This is a genomic window from Endozoicomonas sp. Mp262, from assembly GCF_025643335.1.
GTDB lineage: Bacteria > Pseudomonadota > Gammaproteobacteria > Pseudomonadales > Endozoicomonadaceae > Endonucleibacter.
In genome coordinates, this window is sequence record NZ_CP092489.1 from 2755472 (window position 1) to 2772683 (window position 17212).

The 17212-nt window shown below is 44.8% G+C and carries 17 protein-coding genes; 6 read left to right on the top strand and 11 right to left on the bottom strand.

From position 1 onward, the window contains the following. The first annotated feature begins 54 nt into the window (after positions 1–54). Together MJ595_RS12185 and MJ595_RS12190 are read left to right on the top strand one after the other, a co-directional pair. The gene (locus MJ595_RS12185; RefSeq protein WP_263078165.1) at positions 55–1230 is read left to right on the top strand and encodes a cation:proton antiporter; all 1176 of its coding nucleotides are present in this window, start codon (positions 55–57) and stop codon (positions 1228–1230) included. A gap of 284 nt (positions 1231–1514) precedes the next feature. After that, positions 1515–2114 carry an acetate uptake transporter gene (locus tag MJ595_RS12190; RefSeq protein ID WP_263078166.1) on the top strand — a complete coding sequence of 200 codons (600 nt, stop codon included), beginning with the start codon at positions 1515–1517 and terminating at the stop codon, positions 2112–2114. Between the two features lie 27 nt (positions 2115–2141). Here MJ595_RS12190 and MJ595_RS12195 read toward each other — a convergent pair whose 3' ends face one another. Beyond that, complete coding sequence (locus tag MJ595_RS12195; RefSeq protein ID WP_263078168.1) at positions 2142–2774, bottom strand: CDP-alcohol phosphatidyltransferase family protein; 633 nt, start codon at positions 2772–2774, stop codon at positions 2142–2144. 559 nt (positions 2775–3333) lie between these two features. On the opposite strand from MJ595_RS12195, the gene MJ595_RS12200 reads away from it, so the two are divergent. After that, a complete protein-coding gene (locus tag MJ595_RS12200; protein WP_263078169.1) occupies positions 3334–4122 on the top strand; it encodes a hypothetical protein in 789 nt (262 codons plus the stop codon). 101 nt (positions 4123–4223) lie between these two features. Beyond that, entirely contained in the window at positions 4224–4577 is a 354-nt protein-coding gene (erpA, locus tag MJ595_RS12205; RefSeq protein ID WP_263078170.1) for an iron-sulfur cluster insertion protein ErpA, read from the top strand. A 136-nt stretch (positions 4578–4713) separates the two neighbouring features. Here erpA and MJ595_RS12210 read toward each other — a convergent pair whose 3' ends face one another. Together MJ595_RS12210 and MJ595_RS12215 are read right to left on the bottom strand one after the other, a co-directional pair. After that, positions 4714–5817 (bottom strand): anhydro-N-acetylmuramic acid kinase, encoded by a 1104-nt coding sequence (locus MJ595_RS12210; RefSeq protein WP_263078171.1) that lies wholly within the window; start codon positions 5815–5817, stop codon positions 4714–4716. Positions 5818–6147: 330 nt separating this feature from the next. Beyond that, a complete protein-coding gene (locus MJ595_RS12215; protein ID WP_263078172.1) occupies positions 6148–7542 on the bottom strand; it encodes a peptidoglycan DD-metalloendopeptidase family protein in 1395 nt (464 codons plus the stop codon). Positions 7543–7926: 384 nt separating this feature from the next. On the opposite strand from MJ595_RS12215, the gene tyrS reads away from it, so the two are divergent. Then, positions 7927–9234: a tyrosine--tRNA ligase gene (gene tyrS / locus MJ595_RS12220; RefSeq protein ID WP_263078173.1), complete on the top strand. Its 1308-nt coding sequence runs from the start codon at positions 7927–7929 to the stop codon at positions 9232–9234. A gap of 119 nt (positions 9235–9353) precedes the next feature. On the opposite strand, the gene MJ595_RS12225 is transcribed toward tyrS, so the two are convergent. From MJ595_RS12225 to amrB, 8 genes are all read right to left on the bottom strand, one after another. Beyond that, complete coding sequence (locus tag MJ595_RS12225; RefSeq protein WP_263078174.1) at positions 9354–10262, bottom strand: hypothetical protein; 909 nt, start codon at positions 10260–10262, stop codon at positions 9354–9356. A gap of 446 nt (positions 10263–10708) precedes the next feature. Then, positions 10709–12076: a transposase gene (locus MJ595_RS12230; RefSeq protein WP_263078002.1), complete on the bottom strand. Its 1368-nt coding sequence runs from the start codon at positions 12074–12076 to the stop codon at positions 10709–10711. 111 nt (positions 12077–12187) lie between these two features. Further along, a complete protein-coding gene (locus tag MJ595_RS12235) occupies positions 12188–12886 on the bottom strand; it encodes a hypothetical protein (RefSeq protein WP_263078175.1) in 699 nt (232 codons plus the stop codon). Beyond that, positions 12879–13517 (bottom strand): IS630 family transposase, encoded by a 639-nt coding sequence (locus tag MJ595_RS12240; protein WP_263322441.1) that lies wholly within the window; start codon positions 13515–13517, stop codon positions 12879–12881. Before MJ595_RS12240 ends, MJ595_RS12235 begins: the two co-directional genes overlap by 8 nt. Next, on the bottom strand, positions 13501–13908 hold the full coding sequence (locus MJ595_RS12245) for a helix-turn-helix domain-containing protein (RefSeq protein WP_263078176.1): 408 nt from the start codon (positions 13906–13908) through the stop codon (positions 13501–13503). The genes MJ595_RS12240 and MJ595_RS12245 overlap by 17 nt, the downstream gene beginning before the upstream one ends. An 85-nt stretch (positions 13909–13993) precedes the next feature. Further along, positions 13994–14386 (bottom strand): hypothetical protein, encoded by a 393-nt coding sequence (locus MJ595_RS12250; RefSeq protein ID WP_263078177.1) that lies wholly within the window; start codon positions 14384–14386, stop codon positions 13994–13996. Between the two features lie 129 nt (positions 14387–14515). Continuing rightward, positions 14516–15082 (bottom strand): AmmeMemoRadiSam system protein A, encoded by a 567-nt coding sequence (gene amrA / locus MJ595_RS12255; RefSeq protein WP_263078178.1) that lies wholly within the window; start codon positions 15080–15082, stop codon positions 14516–14518. 52 nt (positions 15083–15134) lie between these two features. Next, positions 15135–15914 carry an AmmeMemoRadiSam system protein B gene (amrB, locus tag MJ595_RS12260; RefSeq protein WP_263078179.1) on the bottom strand — a complete coding sequence of 260 codons (780 nt, stop codon included), beginning with the start codon at positions 15912–15914 and terminating at the stop codon, positions 15135–15137. 198 nt (positions 15915–16112) lie between these two features. On the opposite strand from amrB, the gene amrS reads away from it, so the two are divergent. After that, positions 16113–17204 carry an AmmeMemoRadiSam system radical SAM enzyme gene (amrS, locus tag MJ595_RS12265; protein ID WP_263078180.1) on the top strand — a complete coding sequence of 364 codons (1092 nt, stop codon included), beginning with the start codon at positions 16113–16115 and terminating at the stop codon, positions 17202–17204. The last annotated feature ends 8 nt before the right edge of the window (positions 17205–17212 follow it).

Sequence of the window (17212 nt, forward strand, 5' to 3'; positions counted from 1 at the left end):
AAATCATAGCCTACCTTATACAGGACTAAAGTAGTTTTGTAGCAGGGTATCCGTGTGCATGGAGCGTTTGAGCATCTGGTTCTGGAGATGGCTATTATTTTTGGGGGCGCTTCTTTGTTAGGCACTGTGTTTGTCTGGCTCAAGCAACCCATTATTATGGCTTATATTATGTTGGGGGTGATTGTTGGCCCCCATGGTGCGAGCCTCATCGTCAATGATGGTCATATAGACTCCATTTCCAATATGGGGATTATTCTATTGATGTTTCTTCTGGGGTTGCATCTTCATCCTCGTAGTCTCGTCAGACAGCTTAAGCAAACGGCAGTGGTCACATTTCTGTCAATTACAGCCACAGGCATTATGATTTGGGCTTTATTGATCACTTGTTTCGACTTTTCCATGATTGATGCCATCATTTCCGGTCTGGCACTTTCATTTTCCAGTACAGTCATTAGTCTGAAACTGATACCAACCTCTACACTTCACCATCGCAGAACCGGTGAGGTAATGATCAGTATTTTGTTATTTGAGGATATTCTGGCCATTCTCACTATCCTGATACTTTATAGTGGAGGGCAGGGGTTTAACCTGGATGCTGTTTTATTACCCCTGAAAACCTGCGCTTTTTCATTGTGTGCTTGGTGGCTGGTGCGTAATCTGGTTCTGCCACTGTTTAGCCGGTTTGATATTATATCTGAATATATTTTTCTAATGTCCCTGGGCTGGTGCTTTGCAGCAGCCCAGATGGCAGAGTGGCTTGGATTATCCCATGAAATAGGTGCATTTATCGCTGGTGTTGCCATAGCCACCTCACCTATTGCCCTGGTCATTGCCGAGGGGCTAAAGCCACTCAGGGAGTTTTTTCTGATCCTGTTCTTTTTTTCTGTGGGGGCGCAGTTTAATCCATTTTTATCCTGGAACCTTTTTATCGCCGTGATAGCCTGTGCATTGCTTGTCCTGGTGACCAAGCCCTTTATATTCAGGGTTTTGCTGAAGAGCCTGGCTGGTGAGCGGGCAGACAATGCCAGTGAGATGGGACTCAGGCTGGGGCAAAGCAGTGAGTTTTCACTGCTGTTAGCCTGTGGAGCCCTGGCCGGAGGAAAAATATCCCATGACACGGCATTATTAATAGAAGCCGCAGCGATTATTACCTTTGTGGTGTCGACTTATCTGGTTGTTTTTAAATTGCCGACCCCCATTTCTCCAAAAGGGGAGCTTAGAAGTGATTAAGAATCCTTAACGTTTGTTGCCTGAAAAACAGTAGAATCTGCTTTTTATCTTATTGGTAATCAGTGGTTTCCACGCTTGTTTTGGTTTTTTCTAACTGAATAATAGGCGTCGCTACGTGATCGGAAAGACTATCTTTTGCCCGTTCATAACAGCAAAAATACACATCAGGAAGTAGCCACAGAGCTCACGATCAAAGGTCAACAGCCCTTGCCGAGACTACCATTATTTAATGGCAGCCTTTCGAGCTACTTGAATTCATTTTCATTACAATCAAGGTAAACAGCGTGTCTGGTAAGCTTGCCAATCCGGCTCCATTAGGTCTAATTAGCTTTGGTATGACCACTGTACTGTTAAATATCCATAACGCAGGATTTTTCCCTGTCAGTTCCATGATTCTGGCCATGGGGCTCTGTTATGGCGGCCTGGCCCAGGTTTTTGTGGGAGTTATGGAGTTCCGCAAAGGTAATACTTTTGGACTTACAGCCTTTATGTCCTATGGCTTGTTCTGGTGGTCCCTGGTGCTGTTGATGATCTTCCCTGCCCTTGGGGTTGCTGATGCGACACCGCCCGCTTTCATGGGTTGTTATCTTGTGCTCTGGGGTATTTTTACCGCCTTTATGTACTTTGGTACATTGAAAGCCAATAAAGTATTGCAGTTTATTTTTGGATCCCTGGCTGTTCTGTTCTTCCTGCTGGCTGCCCGTGATTTCACTGGCTCTGCCCTGATCGGTAAGCTGGCTGGTTTTGAAGGTATTATCTGTGGTGCCAGTGCCATGTATCTGGCCATGGCTGAAGTGCTGAATGAACAATATGGCCGTACTGTTTTACCTGTTGGTGAGCCAAAGGCTGAAGCGTTAACCAATAGCCATCCTCAGCAAGCCTGAGTAATAACGGATAGAAAAAGCCTTTGATTAATCAAAGGCTTTTTTTTTCTCGGAATACTTGATTGTTTTATAGCCCGCCCATACCCTGGTGTACGCGGTAATAATACAAATCAGGGCAAACCCTTTGGCCAGTGCGGGGAAATGCTCCGGTAACAGGCAGAACAGCATAAAGACAATAATGGTTTCTGTTCCTTCTGCAAGACCGCCCAGGTAATAAAGAGATTTGTGGGAAAAGCGGGGGTGGGTAAGTTTTCTTTTCTCCGCCATAATAGCGTAAGCAAGAAAGCTTGAACCGGTGCCCATAAAGGAAAATATCAGCAGGCTGGCGGATAGTGCATTGTTTACGGGATCAGCCAGGGCAAAACCAAAAACAACCCCGGCATAGAAAATAAAATCCAGGGTAATGTCAAGGTAGCCGCCAGCATCGGTGGCTTTATTCTGTCGGGCCAGTGCTCCATCCAGGCCATCCAAGGTTCGATTAATCAGGATGGCGATCAGGGCAAGGAGGTAGTGTTGGGTTGCCAGCAAAGGGATAGCCGTCATTCCTGTGAGGAATCCTGTCAGTGTGACATGGTCAGGGTGAATTCCCTTTTTGTTTAATACTGAAGCACCTTTTTCAAGGGGTGGGTGAACCCACCGGGTTGTCCATTGGTCTAACATGATCTTCCGGGTTGAGGATGTGTCATAAGGGGAGATATCATACTAGGACTCCCTCCGGCAGCAAATGATGTACTAGCAGCCTGTCGGACTTAGCCGATCGTAGCGAGAAAAAGACCGGTTTGAGCCATTTTTTATGCTGATTCGAGGCGAATAGTGGTTCTATTTAACGAGAATCAGCATAAAAAATGGCCAAATCCGGCTTTTTCGCAGTAGGTCAGAGCTAAGTCCGACAGGCTGCTAGGGGCTGTTGAGGTTTTATCATGAGCTCAGTGGTTCGTAAAGCGGCCTTACGCAAGGCGGACTGGCGCAGCGCGTAGTTATTCTACGTCAAGCCAGTTCAACACAGCCGGAAGGCCGCTTTACGAATCACCCGAAGGGCCAAAGCCAGCGCTTCCGTGCCGTCGTTACAGCAGCTTGAAAGACGTCAGTATTCCTGCGCTGCTGCGCCTAGCCACGAAACCGCCGGCTTTGGCTGAGCACATGATAAAACCTCAACAGCCCCTAGAGATATAGCCAAGCATTTTTGTTAAATACCCAGAGTATTAAAGGTGGCCTGTTAATGTCGATAAAGCCGGATGATAGCCCTTGTAGCAATTCCCTCAGGCCTCATCGAAGGCTTGGGAAGGCCATGTATTTGGCACTGCTGATTCTTCTTGCTGGTTTGTTGGCTTGTTTTTATTTCTGGGGTGAGCACAGCGCAGATGACCGTAGTTATCAGTTGGAACAGTTAAAGTTACAGCTACAGGAGCGTAACGAGGCTTTGGCGGAGCAGAATCAGGATTATTTACACAAAATAACGCTGCTTGAAAGTGCCCGAAAAATTGATAAATTAGCGTTGGAGAGTATTCGTGGGATTGTCAGGGGGCTGGAGGATGAAAAGGCCGGACTCAAAAAAGAATTGGCTTTCTACAGGAATATCATTGCACCTGAGGATGCTGACCCGGGTGTAAGGGTTCACACTCTTGATTTGCTAAGTGGCGATGATACCGGTCGCTTTCGATTTCGCCTGATGGTTTCCCAGGTGTCACGAAGTAACCCCTTTCTCAGGGGCAGCCTTTCTGTGTCTATAACAGGGCTGATGAATAATGAGCAAAAAACCTTGTCATTGTTTAAACTGGCCGGTCTGGATAATCCCAGTCACCCTTTAGGGTTCAGGTATTTTCAGTCTTTGCCGGAAAACCGGGACTACTTTGATTTTGAGTTGCCGGATGGTTTTTCACCAAAACTTATTTTGGTTTCTGTGAAAATCAGAAGTGGCTCCATCCAGCAACTTAAAGAGGAGTTTGACTGGGATAAAGAACTATCGACCAGTAATCAGTCAGAGCTTGAGGCAGAGCTTGATATTTGACTGTTTTACTGGGTTAAATCGATAATGCGCACCTGTGGCGCACAGAGCTAGTTGTAAGATATTTATACTACTGGCAGTTAGCCAATAGTATTGGAGGATGAATGAGCGTAGTTGAAACCGTTAACCCAAGCCCGATTATTTTTACGGATAATGCCGCAGCCAGGGTGAAAGAACTGGTTGAGGAAGAGGAGAATACGAAGCTGAGGTTGAGAGTGTATGTGACAGGTGGTGGGTGTTCCGGATTTCAGTACGGCTTTACTTTTGATGAGAAGCTGGCGGAAGATGATACTGTGATTGCCAATGGTGGGGTTGAGTTGGTGGTGGACTCCCTGAGTTATCAATACCTTGTAGGGGCTGAGGTGGACTATGAAGAGGGGCTTCAGGGGTCAAGGTTCCTGGTGAAAAACCCTAACGCGAAGTCCACCTGTGGCTGTGGGTCATCATTTTCTATCTGATGGTAATCAGGAGTCGTTGATGGTATACGTTTTTGGGCTGTTCATCTCTTTCTATGCATAACTCCCCATCAACTGCTTCCCCTATTAATACCCATACCGAATGGTCGGATAGGCTGCGGTGTATCCGCAGCTATACTCATGCCGGGTATATTCCTCCTAGTGTTCTGAGTCCTTGGGCACCTGTCACCTCAGGCAAGTTACCCGGAGCCTGATGCATTGTCTGATGGGCCAGCCAGGCAAAGGCTACTGCCTCAACCCAGCCAGGTTCTATTCCCAGCTCTAACGTTGTGGACACATTTTTGTCAGGCATTTCAGTCTGGAGATAATTCATCAGCGTTTTGTTTTTTGCCCCGCCGCCGCAGGCAAACAGGGATTTTGTATTGGGTGCATACTTATTGATTGCGAGCGCTATGCCCTTGGCAGTCAGTTGGCAAAGCGTGGCCTGAATGACCTCAGGACGTAGATTGGGAAATGATGTGAGTTGCTGGCTGAGCCAGTCAGGGTTAAATAATTCCCGGCCGGTACTTTTGGGTGGTGGCTGATGAAAGAAAAGTTCAGACATCATGGAACCCAGCAGGGTTGAATTGGGCTGGGCTGAAGCTGCCCAACGACCACTTCGGTCAAATGCCGTGCCTTTGTGTTTCTGACACCAGTAATCCATTAACAGATTGCCTGGACCCGTATCAAAACCTGTAACGGGTCGGGAAGCATCACAGGAGAGAATAGAAATATTGCTAATGCCGCCAATGTTAACAATAACCCGGTTTTCCTGATGGCTGGAAAAGAGCATTTTGTGAAATGCCGGAACCAGCGGGGCACCCTGTCCTCCTGCCGCCATATCCCGGCGGCGGAAGTCTGCTACAACAGTGATTCCAGTGAGTTCCGCGATTAGGCTTGGATCTCCTATCTGCAGGGTGTAGCCTTTGTCTGGCAAGTGCCGGATAGTCTGGCCATGGCTACCGATGGCTGTGATTGCGGAAGGTTTTTCATCGGCCAGGTCCAGTAGTTCATTGACGGTTTGAGCTGATAGGCGAGCTATCTCAAGGTCGGTGGTAGCCAGCCTTTCTATTTCATTATTGCCGCTGTGACAAAGGGCTGTAATATCGCTACGAAGTCTGTCAGGCAAAGGTATAGTGTGACTGGCAAGTAACTGAACTTTATTTTTATGGAGGGTGACCAGAACCGCATCCATGCCATCAAGGCTGGTTCCTGACATAAGCCCAATGTATTTTTCTGACATGTTAGCCCTGTTTGGTATTAACAATTTTTTTTATTTTAAACTAAATCGGGCTGAGCGAGCGATAAAACCTCAACAGCCCTAGGCGTTACTATCCTGTAAACTGGACTGAAATACTCCTATGTATTCCCGGCGAGACGCCGGGAATGAGGGGTATGGGATATAGGTCTAGCAGCCTGTCGGACTTAGCTCTGACCTACTGCGAAAAAGCCGGATTTGGCCATTTTTTATGCTGATTCTCGTTAAATAGAACCACTATTCGCCTCGAATCAGCATAAAAAATGGCTCAAACCGGTCTTTTACTCGCTACGATCGGCTAAGTCCGACAGGCTGCTAGTTACTGGCCAGAAGGGTATCTTGTGATTTCTCCAGTTGTGCCAGTAAACGTTGGCTATGGCTTTGGAATCTTGCCATTTCTCTTTTGGGGATAGGTGAGGCATCGGGCAGTTTGACCGTCATTGGATTACGGTGCACGCCATTTAGCCGGAACTCGTAATGCAAGTGGGGACCCGTAGCCCATCCGGTTTTGCCTACATAGCCAATGACTTGCCCCTGTCTGACTCGCTGGCCTTTTTTTAATCCCCTGCGGAGTTTGTTTTGGTGAGCATACACGGTGACAATATTGTTAGGGTGCTGGATATAAACCACATTACCATAACCCCGCTGCCATCCGGCAAATTGAATACGACCGTCTCCGGATGCTTTTATCGGTGTGTTGGTGGGTGCGGCGTAGTCTACGCCACGATGGGGACGCTTGGTTTTGAATACCGGGTGCAGGCGGTTAGGGTTAAAACGGGAACTGATCCGGGTAAATTCTACGGGTGTCCGCAGAAATGCCTTTTTCATACTCTTCCCGTCAGGGGAGTAATAGCCGGTTTCACCTTTACTGTCGGTATAGCGAATCGCTGTATAGGTTGTACCTTGGTTAGTGAAACTGGCGGCAAGGATATTGCCATCCTCAAGCTTCTGGTCATCCAGGAATTTTTCTTCATAGATCAGGTTGAAGTGGTCACCGGTTCGAATATCCTGAACAAAATCAATATCCCAACCGAAAATACCTGCCAGCTCCATGGTCAGGTTTGTGGATAATCCGGCTTTTTGGCTGGCCAGAAACAGGGAGCTTTCGATTTTTCCATTGCTGAAGGTTACACGGGTTTGTGGTTTAAGCTGGATCAGTTCCCCTTGGTAGCCGTTATTTGTTTTGTTGAAAAAAATACTTTTTAATTTTGACTGAATGTAGCGAAACTGGGTAAGTTCTCCTGCCTTACTGATCCGGAAGTCCAGGGTTTCCCCGGGGCGGATACGGGACAGGGTTTTACCGAATTCAGGCGTGTTAGCGATACCGTAAACCACTCCAGCATCCAGGCCTTGCTTATTAAACAGGGCAGAAAGGGTATCTCCGGATTTTATGGTCACCGTCTTCCATGTGCCCAGTTCAGAATCGAGATCTGCTACCACGGCATCCAGTGGAGTTTTGGAAGTATGATGGTTATCCTTGGCGATCAGGACGTCTTCAATGGCTTGCTGTGTATCGGGTATTTTATGGGCATCAATAATCAGGGGGAGTTCTGAACGCTTTGCCTCGACTTGCTCTGAGGGCAGCAGGGTCATAATTCCCAGTGTAATAGCAGCAAGCCCACTGACCAGGATCAGATGTTTTTTGGGAAACTGTGCTAGGCGCGTTGCTCGACTCCTTCGAATGGCACCTTTGGTTGTGGCCTTCTTCATTAGGGTATATAAATTACGTTGTTAAAAATATATCTATCTAAATTATAACCCTAAAAATTACCTTATTGCTTTTTTTATAGCCATAGGCAATTGAGATTTGGGTTAATGTCTATTACTTAGCCGTGAAAATAACGGCAGATTGGTTGCTGAAAGTAGTACAACACATTACTGCCAGCTGAGCCAGTAAGTTTTTGGTTGCCAAAAAAAATACTTTCTACTCTCTATATCAGTTTGTAATTGACGGTTTTTATTGTATTTTTATCAGCTTGATTTTATGTCTTAGTTTATTTCTCCCTATGGGAGATACGGGTTCCCGAAGCAGATACCTGAAAGCCTTGCCAGGGGTAAGTGTTGGACCCGTTTTTTTGAATGCAGGATTACTCCATGTCTGAAAGTCAAAACCCGCTACTGCAAGATCTCCAGGCTCGCCAGCTCATAGCCCAGACCACTGCCGTTGAGGAATTGGAAGTTCATTTGAGCGAACAGCCCAGAACACTGTATTGTGGTTTCGATCCGACTGCAGACAGTTTACACCTTGGTCATCTGGTGCCTTTGTTGGTATTAAAGCGTTTCCAGATGGCAGGTCATAAGCCTATTGCCCTTGTGGGAGGCGCTACAGGGCTGATTGGTGATCCAAGCTTTAAGGCGGCTGAACGTCAGCTTAATAAACCGGATATCGTCGCAGGCTGGGCCGACAAGATAAAGGGGCAAGTGAGTCAGTTTATTGATTTTGATTGTGGTGAGAACTCTGCGGTAGTTGCCAATAATCTGGATTGGACAGGAAACCTGAATGTTCTTGAATTCCTGAGGGATGTGGGCAAGCATTTTTCTGTCAATGCCATGATTAATAAAGAGTCTGTCCAGCAGCGACTGAACCGGGAAGGCAGTGGTATCTCCTTTACCGAGTTTTCCTATGCATTGTTACAGGGAATGGATTTTGCCGAGCTTAACCGTCGCCATGGTTGCACCCTGCAGGTGGGTGGCAGTGACCAGTGGGGCAATATTGTAGGTGGCATTGATCTGGCCCGTCGTCAGAACCGGGCTCAGACCTTTGGCCTGACCGTGCCCCTGGTAACCAAGGCGGACGGTACCAAATTTGGTAAGACGGAAGGCGGCGCTGTCTGGCTGGATCCTAAAAGAACCACCCCATACTCTTTCTACCAGTTCTGGATTAATACCGCTGATGCGGATGTCTACAAATTCCTGCGTTACTTCACTTTCCTCAGTATGGAAGAAATCCGTGGTATTGAGGAGGTGGATGCCAATATTCAGGGGCGGAAGACTGCACAGGGTATCCTAGCCCGGGAAGTGACCCGTCTGGTGCACGGTGAAGAAGGGCTACAGTCTGCGGAGCGGATTACCGAAGCACTGTTTTCCGGAGAGCTAAGCAGTCTGTCCGAACAGGATCTGGAGCAACTGAAACTGGATGGACTGCCTTCTGCAACAGTCAACCATTCTGAGCTGGAAGGTCAGCCCATGACCCAACTGTTTGCTGAAGTGGGTATGGTAAAATCCGGTAAGCAGGTTAAGGATGCCCTGGGACGTAAAGCCATACTGTTTAATGGTGAAGCCCGGGGAATGGAAGACAATATGAACTTGCCGGAGTGCTTTTCTGTTGAACGGGCACTTTATGGGCGGTTTTTCCTGGTGAAGCTGGGTAAGAAGACACATCATTTGTTTGAGATAGTTTGATAGGTCGTTGAGAAATAGATGGCATAATCAGAATGTCATCTATTTCTTGAGGTGTTATTAATTTGTAAGAAACCTGGAGTGTTTATATATCTCCAGATGCGCCTGTTTTTGTTTCTCTTTTACGAAGAGGCAAGGCTTTGCGGTGCCCTTGGCCAGTATATGGTTGGGACGGGGGATCGCAAATGTACCGTTATGTTATTGATAAGTTGTAATGTGGTTTGTTTGGTCATTAAGAACATAGACTCTGTATTAGCTTGAGGACAATATAAAAGAACTTTATCGTTTACCTCTACGAATAAAGCTAATTGAAGTTCATTCCTTATATCGAGAACAATAATATCTTTTGGCCTGGCAGCTCTGATAATAGGTTCTATTTCTTTTTTTTCAAAGTAGGTGTTAACTGCTTGTTGTAGATAGTTAGATATTTTGTGACTTGATAAGTCTTCAAAAAACGGGAAAGGTTGAGTATTGGTTTGAGAGTAAACTGTTAACAGTGTTTCTTCATAGTTTTCCTTTGTTGGTTCACCCATACCTTGTTTTGACTTCATGATTAAATGGATTAGTGATACACCAACGGCTATGGGACTTTTTCTTTGGTTATGTGTTGAAATGGCATTTTTCATCAAGGTTTTGTAATTGTCAAAGTCCAGGGATTTAGGATTTGGATAGACGCCTATAAATTCTAATAGCTGTTCGGTGGTTATAAAAGTGGAAGGAATATAGCTGTTAAGCTGGTTTTGGGGGAAATATACTGAGCAGGCAAATCTGTTTGCTAAGAAAGACCCAATAGGCCCTCCAAGCATGAAGGCAGCGAGACCACCAAGATCTCCACCGCCACTTAACCAATAAGTTGCCATACTTCCCATAAGTAGACCACCTGTTGTGCAGGCAGCGACAATTTCCATTGCCCTAATTCTTTTTGTTGAATATCCCTCCCGGGTATCTTCACCAAATTCCCACTCGAGATTACAGTTAGTGCAAAACCATATTTCGGGATCTTGGCTATGTACAACTCCATCAGTATTCATATCACAGCGAGGACAGAGAATTGCCTGTGTTTCACCAGTGATTAGCATGAGTAATGCTAATGTTACTAGTCTGATTGATTTTTTATCTATATATTCAGTTAAATAATAATACACTGATTTATTGCCCTGTTGACTGTTTGGCGAGTAATGAGAGAAGGGTTAAAGTCTTATGCTGATTGCTAATTCCCACTGTCACCCCTTACAGTTTTGGCATGTTATAGACTTTTATTATATCTCCAGAATACTCAAACATTACTTTTATATACGTAATTAGTTGATCTTTTGGTGTCACTCCCAGCTATTCCCGCATGATGAACGTCGATGATCGTTGGTATTGACAATAAGGCAGCAAAAATAATGAAGCCGATCAAAACTGAGCCGCCAATTAACAAAGCGGAGCTTTAAAGAAAAAATGTCACCCCTGAACGTAGCTACGATATGGCCGGTTATGATGTATCGAATGGAATCACCCTTTTCTCTTCAATACCATGAGTTACTGTGTAAAAAAGCCCCTCCCACGTTTTTATCAGCCAATGCAAAAAATAGCCCTGTATCCATTTCCATAATGCTATACGGACTCCTTTTGAGCGGGTTCTTAAAGCTTCCTGAAACTGGGGACAGCACAGTTCCTGTATTTGATCTACGAGAAAAGCAAGCATCGTCAGATAGGCCAGATTTGTGGCTAAGTGCTTCTCACCGTGACCGTAGTTATGTTCGAGATCGTAGCCTTGATTTTTCAGGGTGTTAAACGTCTGGTTCTCAATATGCCATCGGCAGCGCCCTCCTTTCATGACGGGTTCTATGGTTTCTTCGTTAAGCGGAATATCAGTCACCCAGCACCAGATATGCTGTTTACCTTTTTTATCGGTTTCGACAAAATCAAGCACATTAACCTGTTCTGCATATTTTGCCTTGTTCAGCCTGACGTCATTGGCATAGCGAAACCACCACTTAATTCCAGTCTCTTCATTAACTTTTTCAGCACGGTGAACTTTTCCTTCTTTATCCAGCTCATCCATCGCTTCAACCAGCGAGGCATGGTTGCCATCTTTCGCGACAATGATGTAATGCCAGCCATAACTCTTAATCAGTTGGACAGTGGGGTTGTCAGCATAAAGACTGTCCAGAAGAATAACGAACTTTAGACGTGGGTGATGCTCTCGTATGGTGGCAAACAACCGTTTAATGGCATTTTTTTCACAGTCATTTTTGGTCGAACCGTCCTGGCAAACTATGGCTTCCGGTGCCAATGGCAAGACTGTTTTTTGATCCGGGTGAGCAATGCATGCTGCCATTAACTGGTGGTAGTGAGCTTCGTTGGCCTTTCCCTTATTTTTAGTACAGCACTCCTGACAAGGTTTTTTATTATTGCAGGAGTAAAATAGCCCAGTTCCATCGATCGGGAGCAAGTAGTGATTTTTCAAGTTCCCGCAGTGAAATTCGAATGCCTTCAGTAATCCGCCCCTTTGGACGTTAGACAGCAATGTCTTAAAAGGCTTTTTGAACTCTACGGGATCTATTGGATCCAGGATTTCCCGCATACTGGTATCACAGGGAGCACGTTTTTTTATCTGATACAGGTGCTCAAGGTTATGCCTTACTTCTTGCTCTGTTTTATCACGCTCAAACGAGAGGAGCGATGGGTACTTGAGATGCATCATGGCAAAAGCGGACATGGAGGCATCATGTATTGTTATTTTTCTGGAATCCTTGTTTGGTCGGACATCTGGAATTTGCTCATAACTTTCAGAAATCGTAGTAATTAAACTGTTTGCACAAAGATGCTTACGACTTTTTTGGAATGGATAAGCCATGAGAGACAGCCATTGATAAAGTATCCCTATCAAAAGTAGACGTTATTTTGTGCGAAATCACTCCATTTGGAATTTACTGTAAGCCTTGCTGTTGCAGTGATTTAATTGATGTCACGGGAATAGCTGTGTCACTCCATCAAATGAAAATATTTTAGCTACAAGGGGGTCATATAGATAGAATGAGCCTTCAGCTGTCATATGTATACCAAAGACGCCCAATTTTTTTAAGAATAATGCGAAGGTTTGACCTGCTCTCATACTGGTTGCCAGAAATGACGTTACTGCCTGCTGGGCGGCATCCTTATGTTCAGCATTGTTGATAGCATCGAAAAGCGCTTTTTGATTTTTTTCTGGTTTTTTTGCTATAACGTATCTAAGTGCTGAAATATCGGGAGGGTATTCTTTTTGTTCAACTCTAGCCATTTCAAGTAGCACTCTATCATCAGAAAAGTTAGTAAACCTATCGAGGAAATCTTGTGGAGGGGCATTTGCCCAGTGGAATACCAGGCAAAGTTCAATTGCCTCTTTGCTGACGGAAATTTCCCTATCAAGACAGGATTTAAAAGTGGTTAATACAGTGTTATGATCTCCTGTATATATTTGGCTGGGCTTATCTTCGATTTTATTTAAAAATTCTCTTGCTGCAAGAAATGATGGAAGATGTTCCATTTCAAGATTTTCCTTTTCTACTTTATCTTTTGTCGTAAAATATTTTGCCTTTATATATTCTTTGGCAGCGAGTATAGTTCCAATAGAAGCTGTTATTTTAATATGGCCTGTATATGCTGAAAAAATTAAGTAGTCACTCAAACGAAATCAGATATTTTTGACCAAATAGATCAAATATACGTTTGACCTCTTGTTCGAATTCCTTGAAATCCATTATTGACAGCAGGTTCAGCCATTCATACTTCACTTTTCTCCACAATATTTCTATCAGGTTTAGCTCAGGTGAATAGGTTGGTAAAAAACAGACTAAGAGCTTTTTCTCAATTGCCCAGTCTATTACTCTTTCTCTGAAAAGTTTGCTGGTATGAATGCTGGCATTATCCACCATGACGATGGTATAGCGCTCATTAGAGCTGTACTTGGGTTCTTCCATCCTGGCGGCAAAATCATCAAAGACACTGATAACTGTTTCGCTGTTAACACAACCTGTTACTGGGTAGTAGAAAAGGTCATTGGCACGATTCATAAATCCCAGCACATTGATACGCTTACTTTTTACAGAGGGTATTTTTAGCTGTGAGCCTTTTTCTTGCCAGCCATAGGGGACACAAGGCTCTTGACTAAAACCAGATTCATCAAAGTAAAACAGATTGACAAGCCCTTTATCCTCAGCATATTGGGCCTCTTTCAAGGCAGACTGGCAACATCTGAATTGCTCCTCATCGCGCTTATGGCTGCAAGCTTTACGAAACCGCTTATAAACAAGTCCCAGCTTTTTTTAAAAGTCTCGACAGGGTTTGCTTTGAGGCAACCTTACCGGTTTCCTCTGCAATCTTTGTTTGAACATAAGACAGCCTGCGAGGTTCCTCGGAGACAATCTCTCTAATGCGTTGTGCTTCCTGGTCAGTATAGATAGGTGGTTTTCCACCTTCATGTTTTTTGTACAAGCCGCGAAGGCCATAATCATCCCAGGCATCAATCCAGTCAGAGACTGTCTGATATCGAACTTCAAATATTGCAGCAATCTCGCTCATAGAATAACCACGTATGCTGAGTAAAATAGCATGAGCCCTTTCCCTTAGGTACGGATATGGCCCATGTCGAATAGCTTCTCTCAATGTTTTTATGACAGCGACATCGGTTACTGGATCAACAGTTTTCATCGTGACAACAGCGAAATTAACGATATTAGGCAATGAGTATAGCCAAATTGGAATGGGGAGTTATTAAACGGTCGTACAGTTATTTTTATCTATTAGCGGTTGCGTGAGTACTTACTACCGTTGCAGCAGCGAAAGTCCCTGCTTTTTCTGTGAAAGACATTTTACTAACTTGTTGGGTTAATGTATCAAGTGCTGACGTTATAGTATTTTTCTTTGATGGGGGTAGAGTCTTAAATGCTTGTTCTGTATAAATAGTAAAACACTTATTACATAACCAATGTCCTTGATGCCAGGTGAAGTTCTGATCAAGGCATTCATTACATTTTTTTCCACTAGCGATTACCTTTTGCCAGGGAAATAGAAGAAATAGTTGTGTTAAGAATATGAAAAATACTATTGAAGGGGTGTTGTGATTTGCTGCTGGTCTATTAGGGTTTAAGGGTGAACTTGGATCATGTGACATGATTTTCATGGTCATTTTCAGCTTGAGAATAGATTGTAGTATAATATTGCTTTTTATGATGAAAAATATAATAGGTGATTATTTATTTCACTGGATTATTATTTGAAACGATGGATATTATTATCAGTCTTTAGATTATCAGAGCTACTCCTTTAGCTTGAGACATTGGTATCTATAGCAGCTCATATTTTCTGGCCATTGATTGGCGTCAAGCCCGGCCTTTCTTTTTAAATGCGCTAGAAATTCCCTTGGCTCTGATAGCTGTTCCCACACTTGTGGCAGGAAAGTCGCTGAATATTGAGTGCTCTGCAAATAGATACCATCCTTGCCTGGTATCATTGCCTTTAACAGTTCCTGCTCGGTATTGACGGGTATCAGCTCCATAGGGCTGAGAATAGAAATTTCAATTTTGATATCAGCTAGCTCGTCTTCTGCAACAGGTTGAAACCGGTGATCCCTGAACGCACTGGCAAATGCATTATGAACGACATCCTCTATCAGCGTACGATAAGCGTTAAGTGAACCAACACACCCTCTAAGTTCTCCCTGTTTTTGCAGGGTGACAAAACAGGCCAGCGTTTGTTTAAGAGCTTCTGGCTGGTTGTCTATATCCACAGCTGGGGGTTCGCCATGGGTACAGCCTCTGGCAATAGTCTGGCGAGCCAGTCGCAGTAGTTCTCTCTTGTCGGCGGGTGTTATATTGAGATCCAAAGTCTGTACCTCCCTGTATTTTATTGGGTCAGAATAGCCGGGCTTGGTTGTTTTATTGAATCACAAAGGCACCGTAACCTACGACCCTGGTTTTATCACCGGCGGTATCTCCCGAGTTTCTGACATCTAAGGTTATGACTTCCATTCCCCGCTGTCTGGCCAGTTTGAGCATGCCGTTAAGAGGGTAGCAACCACAGGCCTGTCCTCCTGTTAAAGAGTCACTTAGCTGCTCAATCGCTTTAACCGTTTGCTTGTCCCTGTGACAGGCTTCTTCATAATTGAGATAGTGGCTCAGGTCAGTACTGATGATGATCAGGGTTTCATCCTGTCCCCATAATGACTCTATCACTTCTGCAACCACATAAGGAGAGGCATCACCAACCACCATAGGAATAAGCTTAAAGTGATTCAGGCAGTTTCTAAGGAAAGGAAGCTGTACCTCCAGGCTATGTTCAGAGGCATGGGCCTCATCCAGTAAATGAACCTGGCTTAAGGAAAGGAGTTTATTGATTGCCGTTGTATCCAGTGGAATAGTTCCCAGAGGACTTGCAAATGCATCACAGGTTGGCACGGAGATACCTTCAAACGCCACCCTGTGAGAGGGACCCAGTAGCACAACCCGCTTAATGGTATTACGGATGGGTTTTAACAGGCGATAAGCACTGGCGGCAATAGGGCCGGAATAAATATAACCGGCATGAGGGACAATCAATGCTTTGGGCGATAGTCTTCTTTCTTCAGCGTCATCCATCATTTCACAGATCATGGACTGAAGGTGATCAGGGGATTCGGGATAAAACGTGCCTGCGACGGCTGGCTGGCGAATATTCATATGAATGACTCCCCCGGATGTAATGGTAATAAAGTGGTAGGCGTTTTAATAAAGGGTTATCGGCTGGCTGCATGTTAGTTGAGAACACACCTGAATATCTAGCCTGGATATTTCATAACTTGTATGGTCAGTATTTTACCCGACCTATAATTATAGACACTGGTTTGGATACCCGTATTAATTCATGGAGGTCTATCGATGTTATTGGCAAAAGGTGCTGCCCCTGTCTATGTACCCACTCGCTATTGGCATACGCTTGAAGATGGACGAATACAGTGTGATCTGTGCCCAAGGGCCTGCAAGTTGAGAGAGGGACAGCAAGGTTTGTGCTTTGTGCGTGCCTGTCATGACAAGCAGATTGTATTAACCAGCTATGGTCGGTCCAGTGGCTTTTGTATTGACCCTATTGAGAAGAAGCCGCTTAATCATTTTTATCCAGGCACCCCTGTTTTATCATTTGGCACTGCCGGCTGTAATCTTGCCTGTAAGTTTTGCCAGAACTGGGATATGAGCAAGTCCAGGGAGATGGATACACTGGCTGACCAGGCCATGCCAGAACAGCTGGCTCTGGCAGCAAAAAAAATGGGCTGCTATAGCATGGCATTCACTTATAACGATCCGGTGATATTTCATGAGTATGCCATTGATGTTGCATCGGCTGGCCACGAACTGGGTGTGAAGTCTGTAGCTGTCAGTGCCGGCTATGTCTGTGATAAACCTCGGCAGGAGTTTTATCGACATATGGATGCAGCCAATATTGATTTAAAGGCTTTTACTGAGTCATTTTATAAAAAAATCTGTGGTGGAAGCCTTCAGCCTGTTCTGGAAACACTGAAATACCTCAAGCATGAAACTTCAGTTTGGTTTGAAATAACCACGTTGCTAATTCCGGGAGAAAATGATTCAGATGAGGAGCTGGATCGAATGACAGCCTGGGTTGTAGAGGAGCTTGGCCCTGATGTTCCTATGCATTTCACTGCTTTCCATCCCGACTGGAAAATGTTGGATCACCCCCTTACTTCTCCTGATACGTTGTCAAACGCCCGGCGTATTGCTCTGGGAAACGGGGTGCGTTATGCCTATACCGGTAATGTACATGATAGCGAAGGCGATAGCACCTGGTGTCACCAATGCAAGCAATTACTGATAGAAAGGGACTGGTATCAGTTAGGGAATTGGCAGGTAAAGGGGGCCGCGTGTCGATACTGTGGTGAAAAACTCGCAGGTGTATTCGAAGACAGGCCGGGTCAATGGGGAAGTAAAAGAATTCCTGTAAGGATGAAATATTAAATAGGTAA

What these genes read in the sequence shown, in the direction of transcription:
- amrB (WP_263078179.1), bottom strand. Translation starts at nt 15,914, where the DNA reads ATGAATATTCGCCAGCCAGCCGTCGCAGGCACGTTTTATCCCGAATCC.
- amrS (WP_263078180.1), top strand. Translation starts at nt 16,113, where the DNA reads ATGTTATTGGCAAAAGGTGCTGCCCCTGTCTATGTACCCACTCGCTAT.
- MJ595_RS12195 (WP_263078168.1), bottom strand. Translation starts at nt 2,774, where the DNA reads ATGTTAGACCAATGGACAACCCGGTGGGTTCACCCACCCCTTGAAAAA.
- MJ595_RS12225 (WP_263078174.1), bottom strand. Translation starts at nt 10,262, where the DNA reads ATGAATACTGATGGAGTTGTACATAGCCAAGATCCCGAAATATGGTTT.
- MJ595_RS12210 (WP_263078171.1), bottom strand. Translation starts at nt 5,817, where the DNA reads ATGTCAGAAAAATACATTGGGCTTATGTCAGGAACCAGCCTTGATGGC.
- tyrS (WP_263078173.1), top strand. Translation starts at nt 7,927, where the DNA reads ATGTCTGAAAGTCAAAACCCGCTACTGCAAGATCTCCAGGCTCGCCAG.
- MJ595_RS12230 (WP_263078002.1), bottom strand. Translation starts at nt 12,076, where the DNA reads ATGGCTTATCCATTCCAAAAAAGTCGTAAGCATCTTTGTGCAAACAGT.
- MJ595_RS12250 (WP_263078177.1), bottom strand. Translation starts at nt 14,386, where the DNA reads ATGACCATGAAAATCATGTCACATGATCCAAGTTCACCCTTAAACCCT.
- MJ595_RS12215 (WP_263078172.1), bottom strand. Translation starts at nt 7,542, where the DNA reads ATGAAGAAGGCCACAACCAAAGGTGCCATTCGAAGGAGTCGAGCAACG.
- erpA (WP_263078170.1), top strand. Translation starts at nt 4,224, where the DNA reads ATGAGCGTAGTTGAAACCGTTAACCCAAGCCCGATTATTTTTACGGAT.
- MJ595_RS12245 (WP_263078176.1), bottom strand. Translation starts at nt 13,908, where the DNA reads ATGAAAACTGTTGATCCAGTAACCGATGTCGCTGTCATAAAAACATTG.
- MJ595_RS12200 (WP_263078169.1), top strand. Translation starts at nt 3,334, where the DNA reads ATGTCGATAAAGCCGGATGATAGCCCTTGTAGCAATTCCCTCAGGCCT.